The organism is Pedobacter sp. AC190 (assembly GCF_979258025.1).
In genome coordinates this window covers 2,631,210-2,646,766 of sequence record NZ_OZ409824.1, presented here as the reverse complement: position 1 = coordinate 2,646,766, position 15,557 = coordinate 2,631,210, and the positions used below count along the sequence as shown (strand labels likewise).

The following is a 15,557-nucleotide window of genomic DNA, read 5'->3' as shown; positions in this document are numbered from 1 at the left end:
AAAGGAAGGGAAATAAAACCCATAGCCAAGAAAAATATGCCCAAACCAATTAAAATTCTTCAAGCTTCAGCAGGTTCTGGTAAAACGTTCAGTTTAACAGCACATTACCTCACTTTGCTTTTTTCTGGTGATAATAAATATCGCGAAATTTTAGCAGTAACCTTTACAAACAAGGCTACAGAAGAAATGAAAACCAGGATTTTGGAAGTTCTACATGGTTTGGCAAAGGGTAATCCTTCAAAAAAAATTGAAGATTATCGGGTTTTGGTTTTGGCATCACATCCTGAGTTGAAAGCTGAAAGTTTAAAACTTAAGGCTGATAAGATCTACCGTAAAATTCTTCATGATTACAGTCGTTTTTCGGTGAGTACGATTGATGGTTTTGTGCAAAAGGTAATCAGGGGCTTTGCTTTTGAGCTAGGCTTAAATGCCGATTATAATTTAGAAATGAATTATGACAAGGTGAAAGATGACCTGGTAAATAAACTGGATGAAGCTTTAGATACCAATAAACAGCTTTTACAATGGATTATCGATTTAGCAATCGAACGCATCAGCGATAATAAAAGCTGGAATTATAAATTCGAACTATATAATTTAATTGGTGAAATATTTTCAGAGCGTTTTCAAATTTTTGAGGATGCAGTTAGCGAGCTTGGCTTAGAAAACATAGATGAATTGTTTAAGAAATACATCAGTGTTACTAAAGATGAGATTAAAAATTTCGAAAGTGAAATCATTCAACTCGCTAAAGATGCACATGAGGCGCTTGAAGTTTTAGGTGTAGAAAACGAGCAGCTTAAAGGAAAATCAAGAAGTCCGCTAACCAAATTAATTATAGTTGCAAGGGGCGATTTTTCTAAAATAGAGCCAATTTTTAATCTAATTGATGAACCTGAAGAATGGTTTCAGAAAAATGCAAGTGTGGCGGAAGCCTATGATACAATAAATCCCATTTTAAAAAAGATAGAAACTCATTACCTAACACATCTACCTAATTATCAGCTTGCAATCGCTTTCAATAAAAATCTTTATTATTTAAGGTTAATGCAGGAAATTGCTGTTCTTTTAACAGAATATCGGGCAGAAAATGATAATCTTTTAATCAGCGATGCGCAGAAATTAATTTCAGGAATCACCGAAGATGCAGGGGATAATCCTTCCTTTATCTGGGAAAAAGTTGGCAATCGGTATCGAAACTTTCTGTTTGATGAATTTCAGGACACCTCTACCAGCCAATGGGGAAGTTTTAAATCTCTACTTACCAATGCAATGGCAACACCAAGTGAGGATTTAATTGACCATTTAATTGTTGGCGATACGAAACAATCTATTTACCGCTGGCGAAATGGCGATTGGAACATTCTGCATAAACATGCTAAAAGTGATGTTGGAATAAACAATGTATTGGAAGACAGCTTAGCAGAAAATTATCGCAGCACGGAGAATATCATTACGTTTAATAATGTTCTTTATCGTTCCATCCCGATTACATTACAAAATGAATTAAATACAAACTTGGCCACTAAACCCGATAACATTACCAATTGGTGGACAGGTGAGCATTACGACCAAATTATAACAGATATTTATGCGGGGTCGACGCAAAATTTTGCATTAAATACCCTTAAAGGTGGCACAATAAAAATTAAAAAATTTAGCAAAGAACATAGTCCTGATGAGGCTCGTTTTACCGAAACAGTTTTTAGAGATATTGCTTTAGATGATGTTATTAAGGAAATTAAAATCTTAAAAGATGAACAAAAATATGCCTTAAAAGACATCGCAATTCTGGTTCGTTCGAATAGCGAGGCTTTGCTTACCGTACGCAAATTAATGGAGCAAAATCTTCCTGTTTTATCGGGCGATGCACTACTAATTTCAAACAATTCGGCAATACAATTAATCATCAACACCTTAAAAGTATTAATTGGCCTGGAATCGCAAAGCGCACTTTATAAAGCAAACTGTATTGCGCTTTATCATTCTTTACACGAAAAAGAACCAGATGCAAATCACTATATTAATCTCACGATTAAACCCTTAAACCAACTTTCGGCCGTATTACCACCTGCCTTATGCGAAAACTGGCAAAGCTGGCTACAGTTGCCTCTACCTGAATTAGTAGAAATTTTAATTGAAAGTTATGGATTAAAACCTTTAACCGCTCACCTACCCTATCTTTTGGCTTTTAGAGATTTAACCGCATCAGCAGGTAAATTAGGAGAAAAAGGAATTATCGCATTTTTAACCTGGTGGGATGAGGATGGTGTTAAAAAATCGCTTCCATCTCCAGAAGGCGCCGATGCGATTCAAATTATTACCATTCATAAATCAAAAGGATTGGCCTTTAGAGCGGTTTTTGTGCCTTTCTGCAATTGGGAAGTGAAAGGTAAAACAAACTCAACTTTTTGGGTTTCGTCTGAAGAAACCGTCTACAAGGAACTTCGTGGAATCCCACTAAAATATAATAAAGAATTAGCCGATTCATCCATCGCAAAGGCGTATTACGAAGAATTACTTTATAACAACATGGATGCATTGAACATGCTCTACGTAGCTACAACGCGTTCTAAAGATTTCCTTTATATTTCTACGATGGGAAAAGCAGAACCAAAGGGAAATAAAGAAGTTAGTTTATCGAACATGGGCGATGTAATCAACTTCACCTTCGATGGGCAATTCGATGAAAATGGCGTTTACGAAATCATAGATTATATATCAATAGAAAGCAAAAATGAAGAAACTGATTTTATCGCCTTAAAACATTATCCAACTACTACCAGGTTATCTGAATTATATATTTCATCAGAAGAAAAGCATTTAAAGCATTTGGTAAACATCGAAAAATCGGGCAGAAAAGGCTCATTATTACATGATATTCTGGCAAATGCAAGTACAGAAAAAGAGGTTGATGATTATTTAACAAATTTAATTTTAGAGGGAATTGTACAGGAAGATGAAAAAGACAGCCTAAAATTAAAAGCTTTAGAAGTATTAGAAAATTCGGATTTAAAAGCAGTACTAAGTAAAGCAACAGGAAGTATTACCGAAAAAAACATTATAGATGCGAAGGGTAAACTTCATCGTCCTGATCGTATTTTATTTAATAATGATGAAGTAATTATCCTCGATTATAAATTTACGCTTACCGAAAGCGACAGACACATTGAGCAAGTAGAAAATTATAAAAATCTGCTTTTAGATATGGGCCACAGCAATGTTAAAACCTATTTGTTTTACGCCGTTAGCGGTAAATTAAAGTTAGTGTAGATGATTAAGCCATTTTTACAAGAAGTTGCCGAAGATTTAATTGAAAAATTTGGAGCGAATCTCCAACATTGCGCCATTGTTTTTAATAATAAGCGCCCATCTGCTTACATGCAAAAATATTTGGCTGATATTATTAAGAAACCCTTTTTTAGCCCATCCTTTTATACTATACAGGAGTTTTTTGCGAGCGCAACAAAATATAAAATCGCAGATTTTTACTTGCAGTTTTTCACGCTTCATAAAATATACAATCAGCTATTGGCTGAGGAAAATCTGGAACCTATTTCTAGTCATAAATTTTTCCCTTTAGCCAAAATAATTTTAAGCGATTTTACCCAAATTGATAATGATTTGGTGGATGCTGGAAAGCTATATCGTGATTTGGAAGATATTTCGGTTATCAACAAAGACTTCGATTACTTAAGTCCAGAGCAATATCAGTTTTTAGCACAATTCTGGACCTCCTATTCTGAGGGAAAACATAAAAAGCAACAAGAACTTTTTATTAAAATGTGGCGGAGAATGCCAAAGCTGTATCATAAATTCCACGCCACATTAAAAGAACAAGATTATTTAACAAATGGCTATGTTTACCGCCATTTAGCCGAAGAAATAGAAAACCAAAAAGATTTGCCTGTAAATTTCGAAAAAGGCAAAATTATTTTTGTTGGCTTTAATGCTTTAACCAGTGCAGAAGCAAAAATTTTTACACAATTACAAGAAGCTGATAAAGCCTTATTTTACTTCGATGCTGATGAATATTATTTAAACGATCCTTTACAGGAGGCAGGATTATTTTTAAGAAAAAACCTGAATCTTTTAGGTTTAAAAAATGTATTTGAGCATAAACCAAGCTTAATGAAAACCGAAGAACATCGGGTTAATGTTTTTAAAGTTCAAGGTCAATCTGCACAAGCCAAAATTCTGAATAATATTTTAGAAGATGATTATTCGCAAAGCGATGATGTAGGTTCTACCGTTGTGGTTTTAGCTGATGAAAGTTTATTGTTGCCTGCCTTACAAACCATCCCCGCAAATTTTAACGGACAAGCAATTGACCTGAATGTAACTATGGGCTTTGCTTTATCTACATCGAGTATTTTTGGTTTAGCCGATTTATGGTTTTCATCTCAACTGGAAATTTTACATACTGGAAAAATTTCTTACAAAAACGTTGAGGCATTTTTAACACATCCCTTAACAGGATTAACGCAAAAAATGCGTGATAAAATTTTAACAGCATTACTAAAGGAAAACGAAGTAGAAATTGCCCATGAAAGACTTTTAAGGCAAGGTGGTTTATTCGAAGTTTTCTATAAAAAAATCGCTAACCCGAAGAATGTTGTTCCTTACTTGTTAGAAGTTTTAGATTTTATTTTAACCCGATTATCGAATGCAAAAACGCTGAAGAAAATCGATGCTGAACTTTTTGTTAAAACCATACAGGAGTTAAATCGCTTACACGATACCTTTGGTAAACACATTGGCGATGAAGAAATCCAGTTTGTAATTTATCTGGTTCAAAAATCGCTGCAAGCTGTTGCTGTTCCGCTATCTGGTGATCCGTTGAATGGAATTCAATTAATGGGATTGTTGGAAACCAGAAATTTGAATTTCGATAAAGTTGTAATCTTAGGTTTTAATGAAGGAATTATACCTAAATCATCTATCGGAAACAGTTTTATTCCAGATAGTATTCGTAGAGTTTACGGCTTGCCAGTGCTCGAAAATCTTGATGCCATTTCCTCATACATGGTTTACCGTTTAATGCAAAGAGCAAAAAACATCAACTTTGTTTACAACAGTTTAACCGACGAAAGTACTTCGGGCGAAGCCAGTAGAATTTTAAAACAACTGGAATACGAAAGTGGATTCGATTTCACTTATAATGAGCTTAATCTTGATGTTAAAACGGAGCCTTTTAAAGAGGTTCGTATTGAGAAAACCAATAATATTTTTATCCAGGAAACACTTCAAAAATATCTTGACAAGAAAAAAATACTTTCTCCATCGGCTTTAACCCAATACATTTCCAATCCGATAGATTTTTTCTTTAACTACATCGCGGGGATTAAAGAACCGAAAGAGGTAAGTGCGGTGGTAGAAGCCAATGAAATTGGTTCGATTTTGCACAAGGTGATGGAATATTTTTATCAGGATTTGATGAAAGCTGAAATTACCGCCGACTTGATTAAAGAGAAAAGGAAACAAGTTCCATCTTTAATCGAAAAAGCTTTTAACTCGGTAATGTTCAACCATCCTGATAAAGTGATGGAGTATAAAGGTATGCAGAGGGTAATTTTATCTATTGTAGATGCTTACGTTAACATCATTGTAAATCAGGATATTTCTCAAACGCCATTTAATATTATTAGCCTGGAACAAAAGGTTGAAGCGGAAATTAGTTTCCCATTAAACGGAAAGGAAGCCAGTATTAAAATTTTCGGTTACATTGACAGAGTTGATGTTAAAGATGGGGTAACTAAAATTGTAGATTATAAAACAGGAAGCGACAAACTGGCTTTTAAAGATGTTACTGAGCTTTTTAATTCCGATGGAAAAAATATCAACAAAGCATTAGTGCAAACGCTACTATATACTTATGCTTATGAGCAGTTTTCGGGTAAAACTTTTGTAGAACCTAACTTGTATGTTGTAAAAACCATGAACGATCCAACACTTGGCGGTGTTTGGTTTAAATCAAATCGTCAGATTTTGAAAGGTGATTTCCTTGAACAAATTAAGCCCGAATTTTTAGCAGAATTGAGAAAAAAATTAACAGAGCTTTTCGAAGCGCCATACTTTTTAACAAGCGCAATTGAAGATAATTATAAATATTCGATTTATAAAACGCTTTTTGGGAAGTAGGCGATTTGTTTTCACTTTTGGCCGTTGGTTGAAACCAACGGCAGTGAAGATATAGCAATCTCTATTTTTGCATGATAAACTTCTTAGCCTTTTATTTTTACCCACTTCTTAAAAACATAGCAGAATAATCTGGCAGTAAATAGCAACCAATCTTATTAAACATATCTCTATTTGCTTAATCCATTTCTTTGCCGTTTGGCTTTAGCCAACGGATAAAAATTATTTCTTATATTGGCTTTAGCCAAAATATAAATTATGTCGTATGTAAAAATTTGGGTTCACCTGGTGTTCTCAACAAAAAACCGACATCCCTATTTAACAAAAAATATTCGCTATAAAATTCAAAAACACATCATCGAAAATTGCCAACAAAAATCTATCTTTTTAACAGCAATAAATGGTCATACAGAACATTTACATTGTTTAATCTCATTAGGAAAAGAACAAAACATTGCAAAAATTGCCCAACTCATTAAAGGTGAATCTGCATATTGGATTAACAAGAACAAATTAACCAATGAAACATTTATTTGGCAAGATGATTACTTTGCAATTTCAGTAAGTGAATCTCAATTAGAAGTTGTGACGAACTATATTAGAAATCAAGAGATACATCATTCGAAAAAATCATTTGCAATGGAAGTAAAAGAATTCGTTGATAAATTTAAATTTGAATTAAGAAAAGAATAACAAATGCTTACCCTCAACTTCACCAAATTTCCTAATCTCGAAACCGAAAGATTAATTCTTCGGAAACATAAATTATCTGATGCTGATACATTATTCGCCATGCGTACTAACGAAACGGTAATGAAATACATCGATAGAGAAAGGCCGAAAGATTTATTAGAAATTAAAACCTTCATCACTGCTTTTAATGAAGGCTTCGAAAAAGGCGATAATTTGGCTTGGGTAATTGCCTTGAAAGAAAATCCCGAGCATATGATTGGTTCCATTGGTTACTGGCGAACCGATTTTGCGAATCATCGGGCAGAAATTGGTTATATGCTCGACCCCAATTATTGGAGAAAAGGAATTATTGCCGAAGCATTGATAAAAACTATAGCTTTTGGCTTCGAAGAAATGAATTTGCACACCATAAAGGCAAATATTAATACTGGGAACAATGCCTCGAGACAAATGCTAATTAAACATGGATTTGTTAAAGAAGCACATTTCAAACAAGATTACTATTTCAGAGGACAATTTTTAGATAGCGAGATTTATGGATTATTAAATCCAAATCATTAAATATTTCGGAAAACAGGTGAACCGTAATACAAAAACAACTTAAGTTAATGCATTGCAAAATAATATTTTAGCTATTCTAAAATAACAGCTCAGATAAAAAGCAAAAAGCCGAATATTTCATCATAATCAACCATAATTATTACAAAATACAAGCATTTTTGCCTTTGGTTTGGTAGCGATTAATAATTATATTTGCCACCGTTATTAAAATTTACAATGAGAGAAATCCAATTTAGAGAAGCACTACGCGAAGCCATGCAAGAAGAAATGCGTAAAGATGACCGCGTTTTTTTATTAGGTGAAGAAGTAGCAGAATATAACGGTGCATACAAAGTAAGTCAAGGTATGCTTGATGAATTTGGTGCAAAACGTATTATCGATACCCCAATTGCCGAGTTAGGTTTCGCTGGGATTGCAACTGGTGCCGCAACAGCTGGCCTTATTCCAATTGTAGAGTTTATGACATTTAACTTCTCATTGGTAGCAATCGATCAAATCATCAATGGTGCTGCGAAAATTTTATCAATGAGCGGTGGTCAGTTCTCTTGCCCTATGGTTTTCCGCGGCCCAACAGGTAACGCAGGTCAATTAGGTGCACAACACTCTCAAAACTTCGAAAACTGGTTTGCAAACACACCAGGTTTAAAAGTTGTGGTTCCATCAACTCCTTATGAAGCTAAAGGTTTATTAAAACAAGCTATTATAGATCCAGATCCAGTTATTTTCATGGAATCTGAGGTAATGTATGGCGATAAAGGCGATGTTCCTGCAGAAGAATATTATATCGAATTCGGTAAAGCAAACGTAACCAAACAAGGTACCGATGTAACTATTGTAACTTTTGGTAAAATGTTAACACGCGTAGTTAACCCAGCGGTAGAAGAATTAACAAAAGAGGGAATTAATGTTGAGGTGATCGATTTACGTACTGTTCGTCCTATCGATTACGATACAATTATCGAATCTGTTAAGAAAACTAACCGTTTAGTAGTAGTAGAAGAAGCTTGGCCATTAGCATCACTTTCAGGTGAAATTGCTTTCATGGTTCAGAAAAAAGCTTTCGATTACTTAGATGCACCAGTTTTACGTATTACTTGTGCTGATGTTCCACTTCCATACTCGCCAACTTTAATTGCTGCCAGCTTACCAAATGCTGAGAAAGTTGTTAAAGCGGTTAAAGAAGTAATGTACGCTACAAAATAATAAAGTATCAGTCTAAGCGTAGTCGAAGACTAAAAATATAGAATCCTCCAAAGCAATTTGGGGGATTTTTTGTATTGAAAAGATTGCGATGCGATTTTCATAAAAATCATATTCCGTGATTTCTGTGTTTCCGTGGATAATAATTTGAAAACGAATGTTCAGTAATACTTCGCTTTCAGCAGCCCCGCCATACATTTCAATCTTTTTTCAAATTCTGTTATGCCCCAATTGTCGTCATTGCGAGGTGGAATGACGTAGCAATCTTTGTCGTCAATTCCACAAAAAAGTATTTTCATTCCTGTCGGGTTTATTTTACCAAAACCTGTGTTAAAACCACAGTTAAAAACCTCGATAAAGCCTAAAACGCTATATTATTTACCTAAATTAAGGGTTAATTGACGAATGAAATTATTTTTTATATTTAAACCAGCATGTGGAAAAAACTTATAGAAGTTCTGTCAATCATCACTTTAATTTTGGTTATGCTAACCATTGGATTAATTTTATCGCCTATAATTATTGTTTCTAGCATTAACCATCAACTTAAAAACAAAAAATTAGATAAGCTATACCATGAATATTTGCTACAAATTAATGGACATAAAATATTTTGTTACAACAACAGAAAAAATTCTTTAGCATTTATAGAACAACAAATTATACCAATATTACCCAGTGATGTTAAGATTATTTTTCTTGATGGAAAAGTCCCCAAATCTGCAGATTATTCAACAAAATTTTCATCAGCTTTGTTGTATAGCATTAGGCATCAGGTTGGCTTTCCATATCTATTAAAAATTCAAGAAAGCAATGTTATTGAAAAGTCGATTAACAATGAAATGTATAATTTTCTTCACCAAAAGCACGATGTAAAATTGCTATTTGAAGCTATAAATAATTTTTATCAATAACCTGGTTAATAATAAGAGAAAATGCCCGAGAATTACGTTACCGAACAAATATTTACCAAAGAAGATTTTACTTTACGATCATTACCAAAAGCCGAATACGAAAACTGTAAATTCATTAACTGCAACTTCGCAAATTCCGATTTAAGTGGTTTAAAATTTCGCGATTGTGAATTTATTTCATGCAATTTGAGTTTAGCAACTTTATTCAAAACTTCATTTAACGAGATTAGCTTTAACGACTGTAAAATGCTTGGCTTGCGGTTTGAAAATTGTAACGATTTCGGTTTGGCTTTCAGTTTTGAGAATTGCAAATTAGACCATTCCTCTTTCTACAAACTGAAATTGAAGAAAACAATATTCAAAAATTCGCAACTGCACGAAGTAGATTTTTCCGAAAGTGATTTAACCAACTCAGCATTTGATAACTGCGATTTACTCAGCGCAACATTTCATAGAACTATTTTGGAAAAGGCGGACTTCCGAACTGCTTACAACTATTCTATTGATCCAGATAGCAATCGCATTAAAAAAGCAAGATTTTCTAAATCTGGTTTAGCAGGCCTTTTGCATAAATACGATATTGTAATCAGCGAATAACAGTCCAAAATTGATAATATACAATCTGCAACCCTATATAGGAGCAGAAACTAAAGTTATTTAAAGGGATTGAAGCGATATACTTTTAGCTGTCATTCTGAGCGCAGTCGAAGAAAAAGCTAAAAGATATAGCGTAAAGCCCGACTGCCAAAAATAATAGCATCTGCTTTTGCTTTCCAAAAAATAAATTACAAAATCCTAAAATCATTTAATCTTTCAAATCCAAGTACGCGAAGCGACAAATTACTCACAATTTCTGGTGGAAAACTTCATTTTAAAAATCCTTAAATCCAGTAAATCCTGATTAGCTTTGCCACATTAATTTTAGAATATGTTAACTCACCATAAAATAATTGCAGCCGAATTAAAAGTTGCAGAAAAACAAGTAACAGCTACAATAAACTTATTAGATGAAGGTGCAACCGTGCCTTTTATTTCACGTTACCGTAAAGAATTAACAGGAAGTTTAGATGAAGTGCAGGTTGCTGGAATTCGCGATAGAGTATTACAATTACGAGATTTAGATAAGCGCCGTGAAGCGATTCTAAAATCGATGACTGAACTAGGAAAGTTAACACCCGAGCTTGAAAAACAGATTAACGAGGCCGAAACCATTTCGCTTTTAGAAGATATTTATTTGCCATATAAACCGAAACGCAAAACCCGTGCTTCGATGGCCAAAGAAAAAGGTTTGGAACCATTGGCTCTACAAATTTTCGACCAAAAGAGTTTTGATTTAGATGCGGAGGCCGACAAGTTCATTGATACTGAAAAAGGTGTAAATACCTTGGGTGAAGCTATGGCTGGCGCTCGAGATATTATTGCCGAAATGATTTCTGAAAATGCAGAAGCAAGAACGAAAATGCGCACTTATTTTCAAGATAAAGCAGCTTTTAAAGCCGAAGTTATTAAAGGAAAAGAAGAAGAAGGAATAAAATACAAGGATTATTTTGAATGGAGTGAACCTGTAAAAACTGCCGCTTCTCACCGTGTTTTAGCCATGCGCCGTGGCGAAAAAGAATTGATTTTACGTTTAGATGCCTTGCCACCTGCAGAAGATGCATTGGCTATTTTAGAAAACCAGTTTATTTTAGCAAATAACGCAGCATCGAAACAAGTTCAGCAAGCTTTGGAAGACGGTTATAAACGTTTGCTTGAGCCTGCAATGGAAACCGAATTGCGTGTTTTAACCAAGCAAAAAGCTGATGAAGAAGCGATTCGTGTTTTCGCAGAAAATGCTCGTCAGTTATTGTTAGCTGCACCAATGGGGCAAAAAAATGTTTTGGCTATCGACCCAGGTTTCCGTACGGGTTGTAAAGTTGTTTGTTTAGATAAACAAGGTCAGTTATTGGAAAATACGGCCATTTACCCACATACAGGACAAGGAAACGTTAAAAATGCTGAAGTCGCTATTAAGCAGTTGTGCGAAAAACACAATATTGAAGCCATTGCTATTGGCAACGGAACAGCTGGAAGAGAAACCGAATCTTTTGTGCGTGGTTTAAATTTACCAAATGTTACGATTGTAATGGTTAACGAAAGTGGGGCATCAATTTATTCAGCATCGGATGTTGCCCGCGAAGAATTCCCAACTCAAGATATTACTGTTCGTGGGGCCGTTTCAATCGGTCGCCGTTTGATGGACCCATTGGCAGAATTGGTAAAAATCGACCCAAAATCTATTGGTGTTGGGCAATACCAACATGATGTTGACCAAAATAAATTACAGGCAAGTTTAGATGATACCGTAATTAGTGCCGTAAATGCTGTCGGTGTAGAATTAAACACGGCTTCAAAACAAATTTTAGCCTATGTTTCGGGTTTGGGCCCAACTTTAGCTCAAAACATTGTTGATTACAGAAACTCAAACGGTGCTTTTAAAAACCGTGAAAGCTTGAAAAAAGTGCCTCGCCTGGGCGATAAAGCGTATGAACAAGCGGCAGGTTTCTTACGTATTCGCAACGCCGAAAACGTTTTAGATACCAGTGGCGTTCACCCAGAGCGTTATGCTGTCGTTGATAAGATGGCAAAAGATTTAGGTACAACGGTTTCTGCGTTGATGAAAGATACCCAATTGCAAAAGCAAATTAAACCGCAACAATATGTTACCGCTGAAATAGGTTTACCAACCTTAACCGATATTTTAAAAGAACTTGCAAAGCCTGGTCGCGACCCGCGTGAGCAATTTGAAGCTTTCAGTTTTACTGATGGCGTTAATGAAATTGCTGATTTAAGAACGGGCATGAAGTTACCAGGAATCGTAACGAACATTACCAACTTCGGTGCTTTTGTTGATATCGGCGTTCACCAGGATGGTTTGGTTCATACTAGTCAGTTGGCAAACCGCTTTGTAGCAAACCCTAACGACATCGTTAAAGTTCATCAAAAGGTAGAGGTTACCGTTATGGAAATTGATGTTGCTCGTAAAAGAATTTCGCTTTCTATGAAGACGGAAGAAAGCGTAAAGCAGAAAGACCAAAACAAGAAACCAAAAGAGGAAAGATCAAAACAGAATTTTAAGCCAAATAATTCGAAGCCCAATATTAAACCTAAAAATGAGCCTAAAGATGCTGATGGTGATTTACAGGAGAAATTAGCAAAGCTGAAAGGGATGTTTAAATAGTTCTCGATATTTGTCGTACTGAGCTTGTCAAAGTATTTTTAAATGTCTTCGACAGGCTCAGACTGACAAACCTATATTCCATCAAATTTATCTCTAAACTCCAACCTTTTTTTAGGTAAACTTCCAGGATAATTGGTTTGGATAAAGGCAATCATTGCTTCGCGGATGTTACAACGTAAATCAAAAGCACGAGATGAGTTCGAAGCACTCATTAAGAAACGTACTTCTATCGAGCCATCCTTTGTGCTATCGGTAACTTGCACAACATTTACTCTTTTATCCCACAGGGGATTTGAGCTTAAAAGCCTTGTCATTTCTTGCCTTAAAGGTTCAATTGGAATCGTATAATCGAGATAAAGAAAAACGGTTCCTAATAAATCGGCCGAAACCCTGGTCCAGTTTTGAAAGGGCTTTTCTATAAAATACGTAATGGGAAGAATTAGGCGGCGTTGATCCCAAATGTTAACCACCACATAGGTTAAGGTAATTTCTTCTACTTTCCCCCATTCGCCCTCTACAATTAAAACATCATCAATTCTGATGGGCTGAGTGAAGGCTATTTGAAAGCCAGCAAGTAAATTTCCTAAAGATTTTTGTGCGGCAAAGCCAATTATTATTCCACCAATTCCAACACCAGTAAGCAAACCTGCCCCTATTTTACGCATACTTTCGAAACTTAATAGAATAATCGCAGCAGTTATTAGAATAATTAACGACACAATAAACTTTCTAACAAACTGAAGTTGGGTCCTGATTTTACGCTCTTTTAAATTATTCTCTTTGTTTAGGTCGTACTTGAGGTAGAAAAAGTCTTCTAAAACATTGATTAACCTGACTAAAATTAAGGCGAAAGTGATGGTTAAACCTATTTCAAGTACCTTATCCAATGGTAATCGTATTTTGGCTGGCATCACCATTAAATCCAAAGAAAAATTTAAAAAAAGTAATGGGATAAAAACAGCAACAGGTCTTCTTAAGTGTTTAATAGTCGATTTAATGATAATAAAATCCCACCAACGAGAAAGTAAGATAAACATCTTATGTATGATAAACTTAATTAGAATGCCAAGCACAATTGCTACTACACCAATAATTATGTTTTTTAAAAATAATGGAATGGGATAACCGAAAATATTATCTAAATACTGCATTTAAGAAATTTGTTGGTTAATAAATAAGGCTGAAAAAACCATTAGATAGTTTAATAACACCATCTTTTACATTTTGTTTGTGAGCAAGAAAACGAACAAAGACATAAATTATATACATTAGGGCTTTCTTATTGAAAACGAAATTTGAACATGGATTTTTTCAATTCCCATAGTATATTTTTTAGCGTTCTTGGTTACCAAATGAGTTATTTGGAATTCTTTGCGGTTCTTACCGGTATAATTTCTGTTATTCTTTCGGCTAAGGCAAATATATGGAGCTGGCCAGCAGGCATTGTAAATGTATTTTTATCGGCTTTTTTTTACTATCAGATTCAGCTTTATCCTGATATGTTTTTAATGGTTTTCTTTTTCGTAACCAATATTTTAGGCTGGTGGCGGTGGGCTAATCCAAAACCCGAAGAAGAAGACAAAAAGAAAGAGTTAAAAGTGAGTTTTATGCCTCGAGGGCAATTCTTAGTTTGGCTTGCTGTAGGTATTGCTGGAACTATACTTGTCGGAACTTTGGCCAGCCAGCTTCACAATTGGTTCCCTTTGTTATTCAATTTGCCGAGCGCTTACCCTTTTGTAGATTCCTTTATTTTAGTAATGAGTGTAATTACAACATTTTTAATGATTCAAAAAAGAATTGAATGTTGGATTATCTGGCTGCTGATTGATGTTGTAGCAACCTATTTATACTTTTTAAAAGGTGCAAAATTTTTCGGCGTAGAATATTTTGTATTCACCATTATTGCAGCGTTTGCCTTGTGGAATTGGATTAAGGAGTATAGAGGCTATAGCAAAATTGCATGAAAAGAGGTTTAGTAATTGGCAAGTTTATGCCTATTCACAATGGCCACACTGCATTAATAAATTTTGCTGCGTCGCAATGCGATGAACTGATCGTATCGATGAGTTACACACCAGATGACAAAATCAATCCTGAATTACGCTTTCAATGGATTAAAGGAAGCTGATGCTTCGTGCCTTAGCATGACGGAAGTATTTAAAAGATTTAGCGCAAAGCCCGACCAAACTTTGCCGAAGAATCACTGATTTTGATTTCCAAATAATCTTCCAATCAGATTGCCACATCGCTATGCTCTTCGCTACGACGATAAATGATCAAACTTTTTTATCTTCAACTATTTGATAATAAAAGTTTTCTACCTATCTTTGCAGTCCCAATTTTAATGGGAATAATAAATTGTTTAATAAATTAAATACAAGCAAGTGAATACGTTAAGTTACAAAACTGTCTCTGCCAATGCGAAAACTGTTAACAAACAGTGGATTGTTGTTGATGCACAAGGCGAGATTTTGGGGCGCTTGTCATCGAAGATCGCTATGATCATCCGTGGTAAAAACAAGCCTGAATACACCCCACACGTAGATTGCGGAGATAACGTTATTGTTATCAATGCAGACAAGGTTAAATTGACAGGAAACAAATTCAGCCAAAAGCAATATGTTTCTTATACTGGTTATCCAGGTGGTCAACGTTTTATTTCTCCTAAGGAGTTAATGGCGAAACACCCTCAACGTGTAATCGAGAAAGCGGTACGTGGTATGTTACCGAAAACTAAATTGGGTAAAAAATTATACACCAATCTTTTTGTGTATGCTGGTGAAACTCACCCTCATGCGGCTCAATCTCCAAAAACCATTAAACTTTAAGAA

General features: G+C 34.9%; 12 protein-coding genes. 11 read left to right on the top strand and 1 reads right to left on the bottom strand.

The genetic code is table 11. The annotated features are described in order from the left end of the window. Positions 1 to 36: 36 nt before the first annotated feature. The 8 genes from ACZZZI_RS11625 to ACZZZI_RS11590 all read left to right on the top strand — a co-directional run bounded on the left by ACZZZI_RS11625 (position 37) and on the right by ACZZZI_RS11590 (position 12,726). Positions 37 to 3,273 (top strand): UvrD-helicase domain-containing protein, encoded by a 3,237-nt coding sequence (locus tag ACZZZI_RS11625; RefSeq protein WP_463489504.1) that lies wholly within the window; start codon positions 37 to 39, stop codon positions 3,271 to 3,273. Then, positions 3,274 to 6,141, top strand: coding sequence for a PD-(D/E)XK nuclease family protein (locus ACZZZI_RS11620; RefSeq protein ID WP_463489503.1), 2,868 nt, complete (start codon positions 3,274 to 3,276; stop codon positions 6,139 to 6,141). It begins immediately after the preceding gene. A gap of 255 nt (positions 6,142 to 6,396) precedes the next feature. Beyond that, positions 6,397 to 6,831: an IS200/IS605 family transposase gene (gene tnpA / locus ACZZZI_RS11615; RefSeq protein ID WP_463489502.1), complete on the top strand. Its 435-nt coding sequence runs from the start codon at positions 6,397 to 6,399 to the stop codon at positions 6,829 to 6,831. A 3-nt stretch (positions 6,832 to 6,834) separates the two neighbouring features. Next, positions 6,835 to 7,392 (top strand): GNAT family N-acetyltransferase, encoded by a 558-nt coding sequence (locus tag ACZZZI_RS11610; RefSeq protein ID WP_463489501.1) that lies wholly within the window; start codon positions 6,835 to 6,837, stop codon positions 7,390 to 7,392. Positions 7,393 to 7,608: 216 nt separating this feature from the next. After that, positions 7,609 to 8,595 carry a pyruvate dehydrogenase complex E1 component subunit beta gene (locus ACZZZI_RS11605; protein ID WP_316755370.1) on the top strand — a complete coding sequence of 329 codons (987 nt, stop codon included), beginning with the start codon at positions 7,609 to 7,611 and terminating at the stop codon, positions 8,593 to 8,595. 431 nt (positions 8,596 to 9,026) lie between these two features. Next, positions 9,027 to 9,506 carry a hypothetical protein gene (locus ACZZZI_RS11600; protein ID WP_463489500.1) on the top strand — a complete coding sequence of 160 codons (480 nt, stop codon included), beginning with the start codon at positions 9,027 to 9,029 and terminating at the stop codon, positions 9,504 to 9,506. A gap of 21 nt (positions 9,507 to 9,527) precedes the next feature. Next, entirely contained in the window at positions 9,528 to 10,103 is a 576-nt protein-coding gene (locus ACZZZI_RS11595; protein WP_463489499.1) for a pentapeptide repeat-containing protein, read from the top strand. A gap of 331 nt (positions 10,104 to 10,434) precedes the next feature. Beyond that, positions 10,435 to 12,726, top strand: a complete 2,292-nt coding sequence (locus ACZZZI_RS11590; RefSeq protein ID WP_463489498.1) for a Tex family protein — start codon at positions 10,435 to 10,437, stop codon at positions 12,724 to 12,726. A gap of 71 nt (positions 12,727 to 12,797) precedes the next feature. On the opposite strand, the gene ACZZZI_RS11585 is transcribed toward ACZZZI_RS11590, so the two are convergent. After that, positions 12,798 to 13,877 carry a mechanosensitive ion channel family protein gene (locus ACZZZI_RS11585; RefSeq protein WP_424057749.1) on the bottom strand — a complete coding sequence of 360 codons (1,080 nt, stop codon included), beginning with the start codon at positions 13,875 to 13,877 and terminating at the stop codon, positions 12,798 to 12,800. Between the two features lie 201 nt (positions 13,878 to 14,078). Between ACZZZI_RS11585 and pnuC the strand changes: the two genes are divergently transcribed. The 3 genes from pnuC to rplM all read left to right on the top strand — a co-directional run bounded on the left by pnuC (position 14,079) and on the right by rplM (position 15,554). Continuing rightward, complete coding sequence (pnuC, locus tag ACZZZI_RS11580; RefSeq protein WP_316755356.1) at positions 14,079 to 14,690, top strand: nicotinamide riboside transporter PnuC; 612 nt, start codon at positions 14,079 to 14,081, stop codon at positions 14,688 to 14,690. Next, positions 14,687 to 14,854, top strand: coding sequence for an adenylyltransferase/cytidyltransferase family protein (locus tag ACZZZI_RS11575; protein ID WP_316755354.1), 168 nt, complete (start codon positions 14,687 to 14,689; stop codon positions 14,852 to 14,854). Before pnuC ends, ACZZZI_RS11575 begins: the two co-directional genes overlap by 4 nt. Before the next feature lie 256 nt (positions 14,855 to 15,110). Beyond that, on the top strand, positions 15,111 to 15,554 hold the full coding sequence (gene rplM, locus ACZZZI_RS11570) for a 50S ribosomal protein L13 (RefSeq protein WP_316755352.1): 444 nt from the start codon (positions 15,111 to 15,113) through the stop codon (positions 15,552 to 15,554). Positions 15,555 to 15,557: the final 3 nt, after the last annotated feature.

Bases quoted from the DNA above. Each gene is read 5' to 3' on its own strand.
- ACZZZI_RS11625 (WP_463489504.1), top strand. From the start codon at position 37: ATGCCCAAACCAATTAAAATTCTTCAAGCTTCAGCAGGTTCTGGTAAA.
- ACZZZI_RS11620 (WP_463489503.1), top strand. From the start codon at position 3,274: ATGATTAAGCCATTTTTACAAGAAGTTGCCGAAGATTTAATTGAAAAA.
- tnpA (WP_463489502.1), top strand. From the start codon at position 6,397: ATGTCGTATGTAAAAATTTGGGTTCACCTGGTGTTCTCAACAAAAAAC.
- ACZZZI_RS11610 (WP_463489501.1), top strand. From the start codon at position 6,835: ATGCTTACCCTCAACTTCACCAAATTTCCTAATCTCGAAACCGAAAGA.
- ACZZZI_RS11605 (WP_316755370.1), top strand. From the start codon at position 7,609: ATGAGAGAAATCCAATTTAGAGAAGCACTACGCGAAGCCATGCAAGAA.
- ACZZZI_RS11600 (WP_463489500.1), top strand. From the start codon at position 9,027: ATGTGGAAAAAACTTATAGAAGTTCTGTCAATCATCACTTTAATTTTG.
- ACZZZI_RS11595 (WP_463489499.1), top strand. From the start codon at position 9,528: ATGCCCGAGAATTACGTTACCGAACAAATATTTACCAAAGAAGATTTT.
- ACZZZI_RS11590 (WP_463489498.1), top strand. From the start codon at position 10,435: ATGTTAACTCACCATAAAATAATTGCAGCCGAATTAAAAGTTGCAGAA.
- ACZZZI_RS11585 (WP_424057749.1), bottom strand. From the start codon at position 13,877: ATGCAGTATTTAGATAATATTTTCGGTTATCCCATTCCATTATTTTTA.
- pnuC (WP_316755356.1), top strand. From the start codon at position 14,079: ATGAGTTATTTGGAATTCTTTGCGGTTCTTACCGGTATAATTTCTGTT.
- ACZZZI_RS11575 (WP_316755354.1), top strand. From the start codon at position 14,687: ATGAAAAGAGGTTTAGTAATTGGCAAGTTTATGCCTATTCACAATGGC.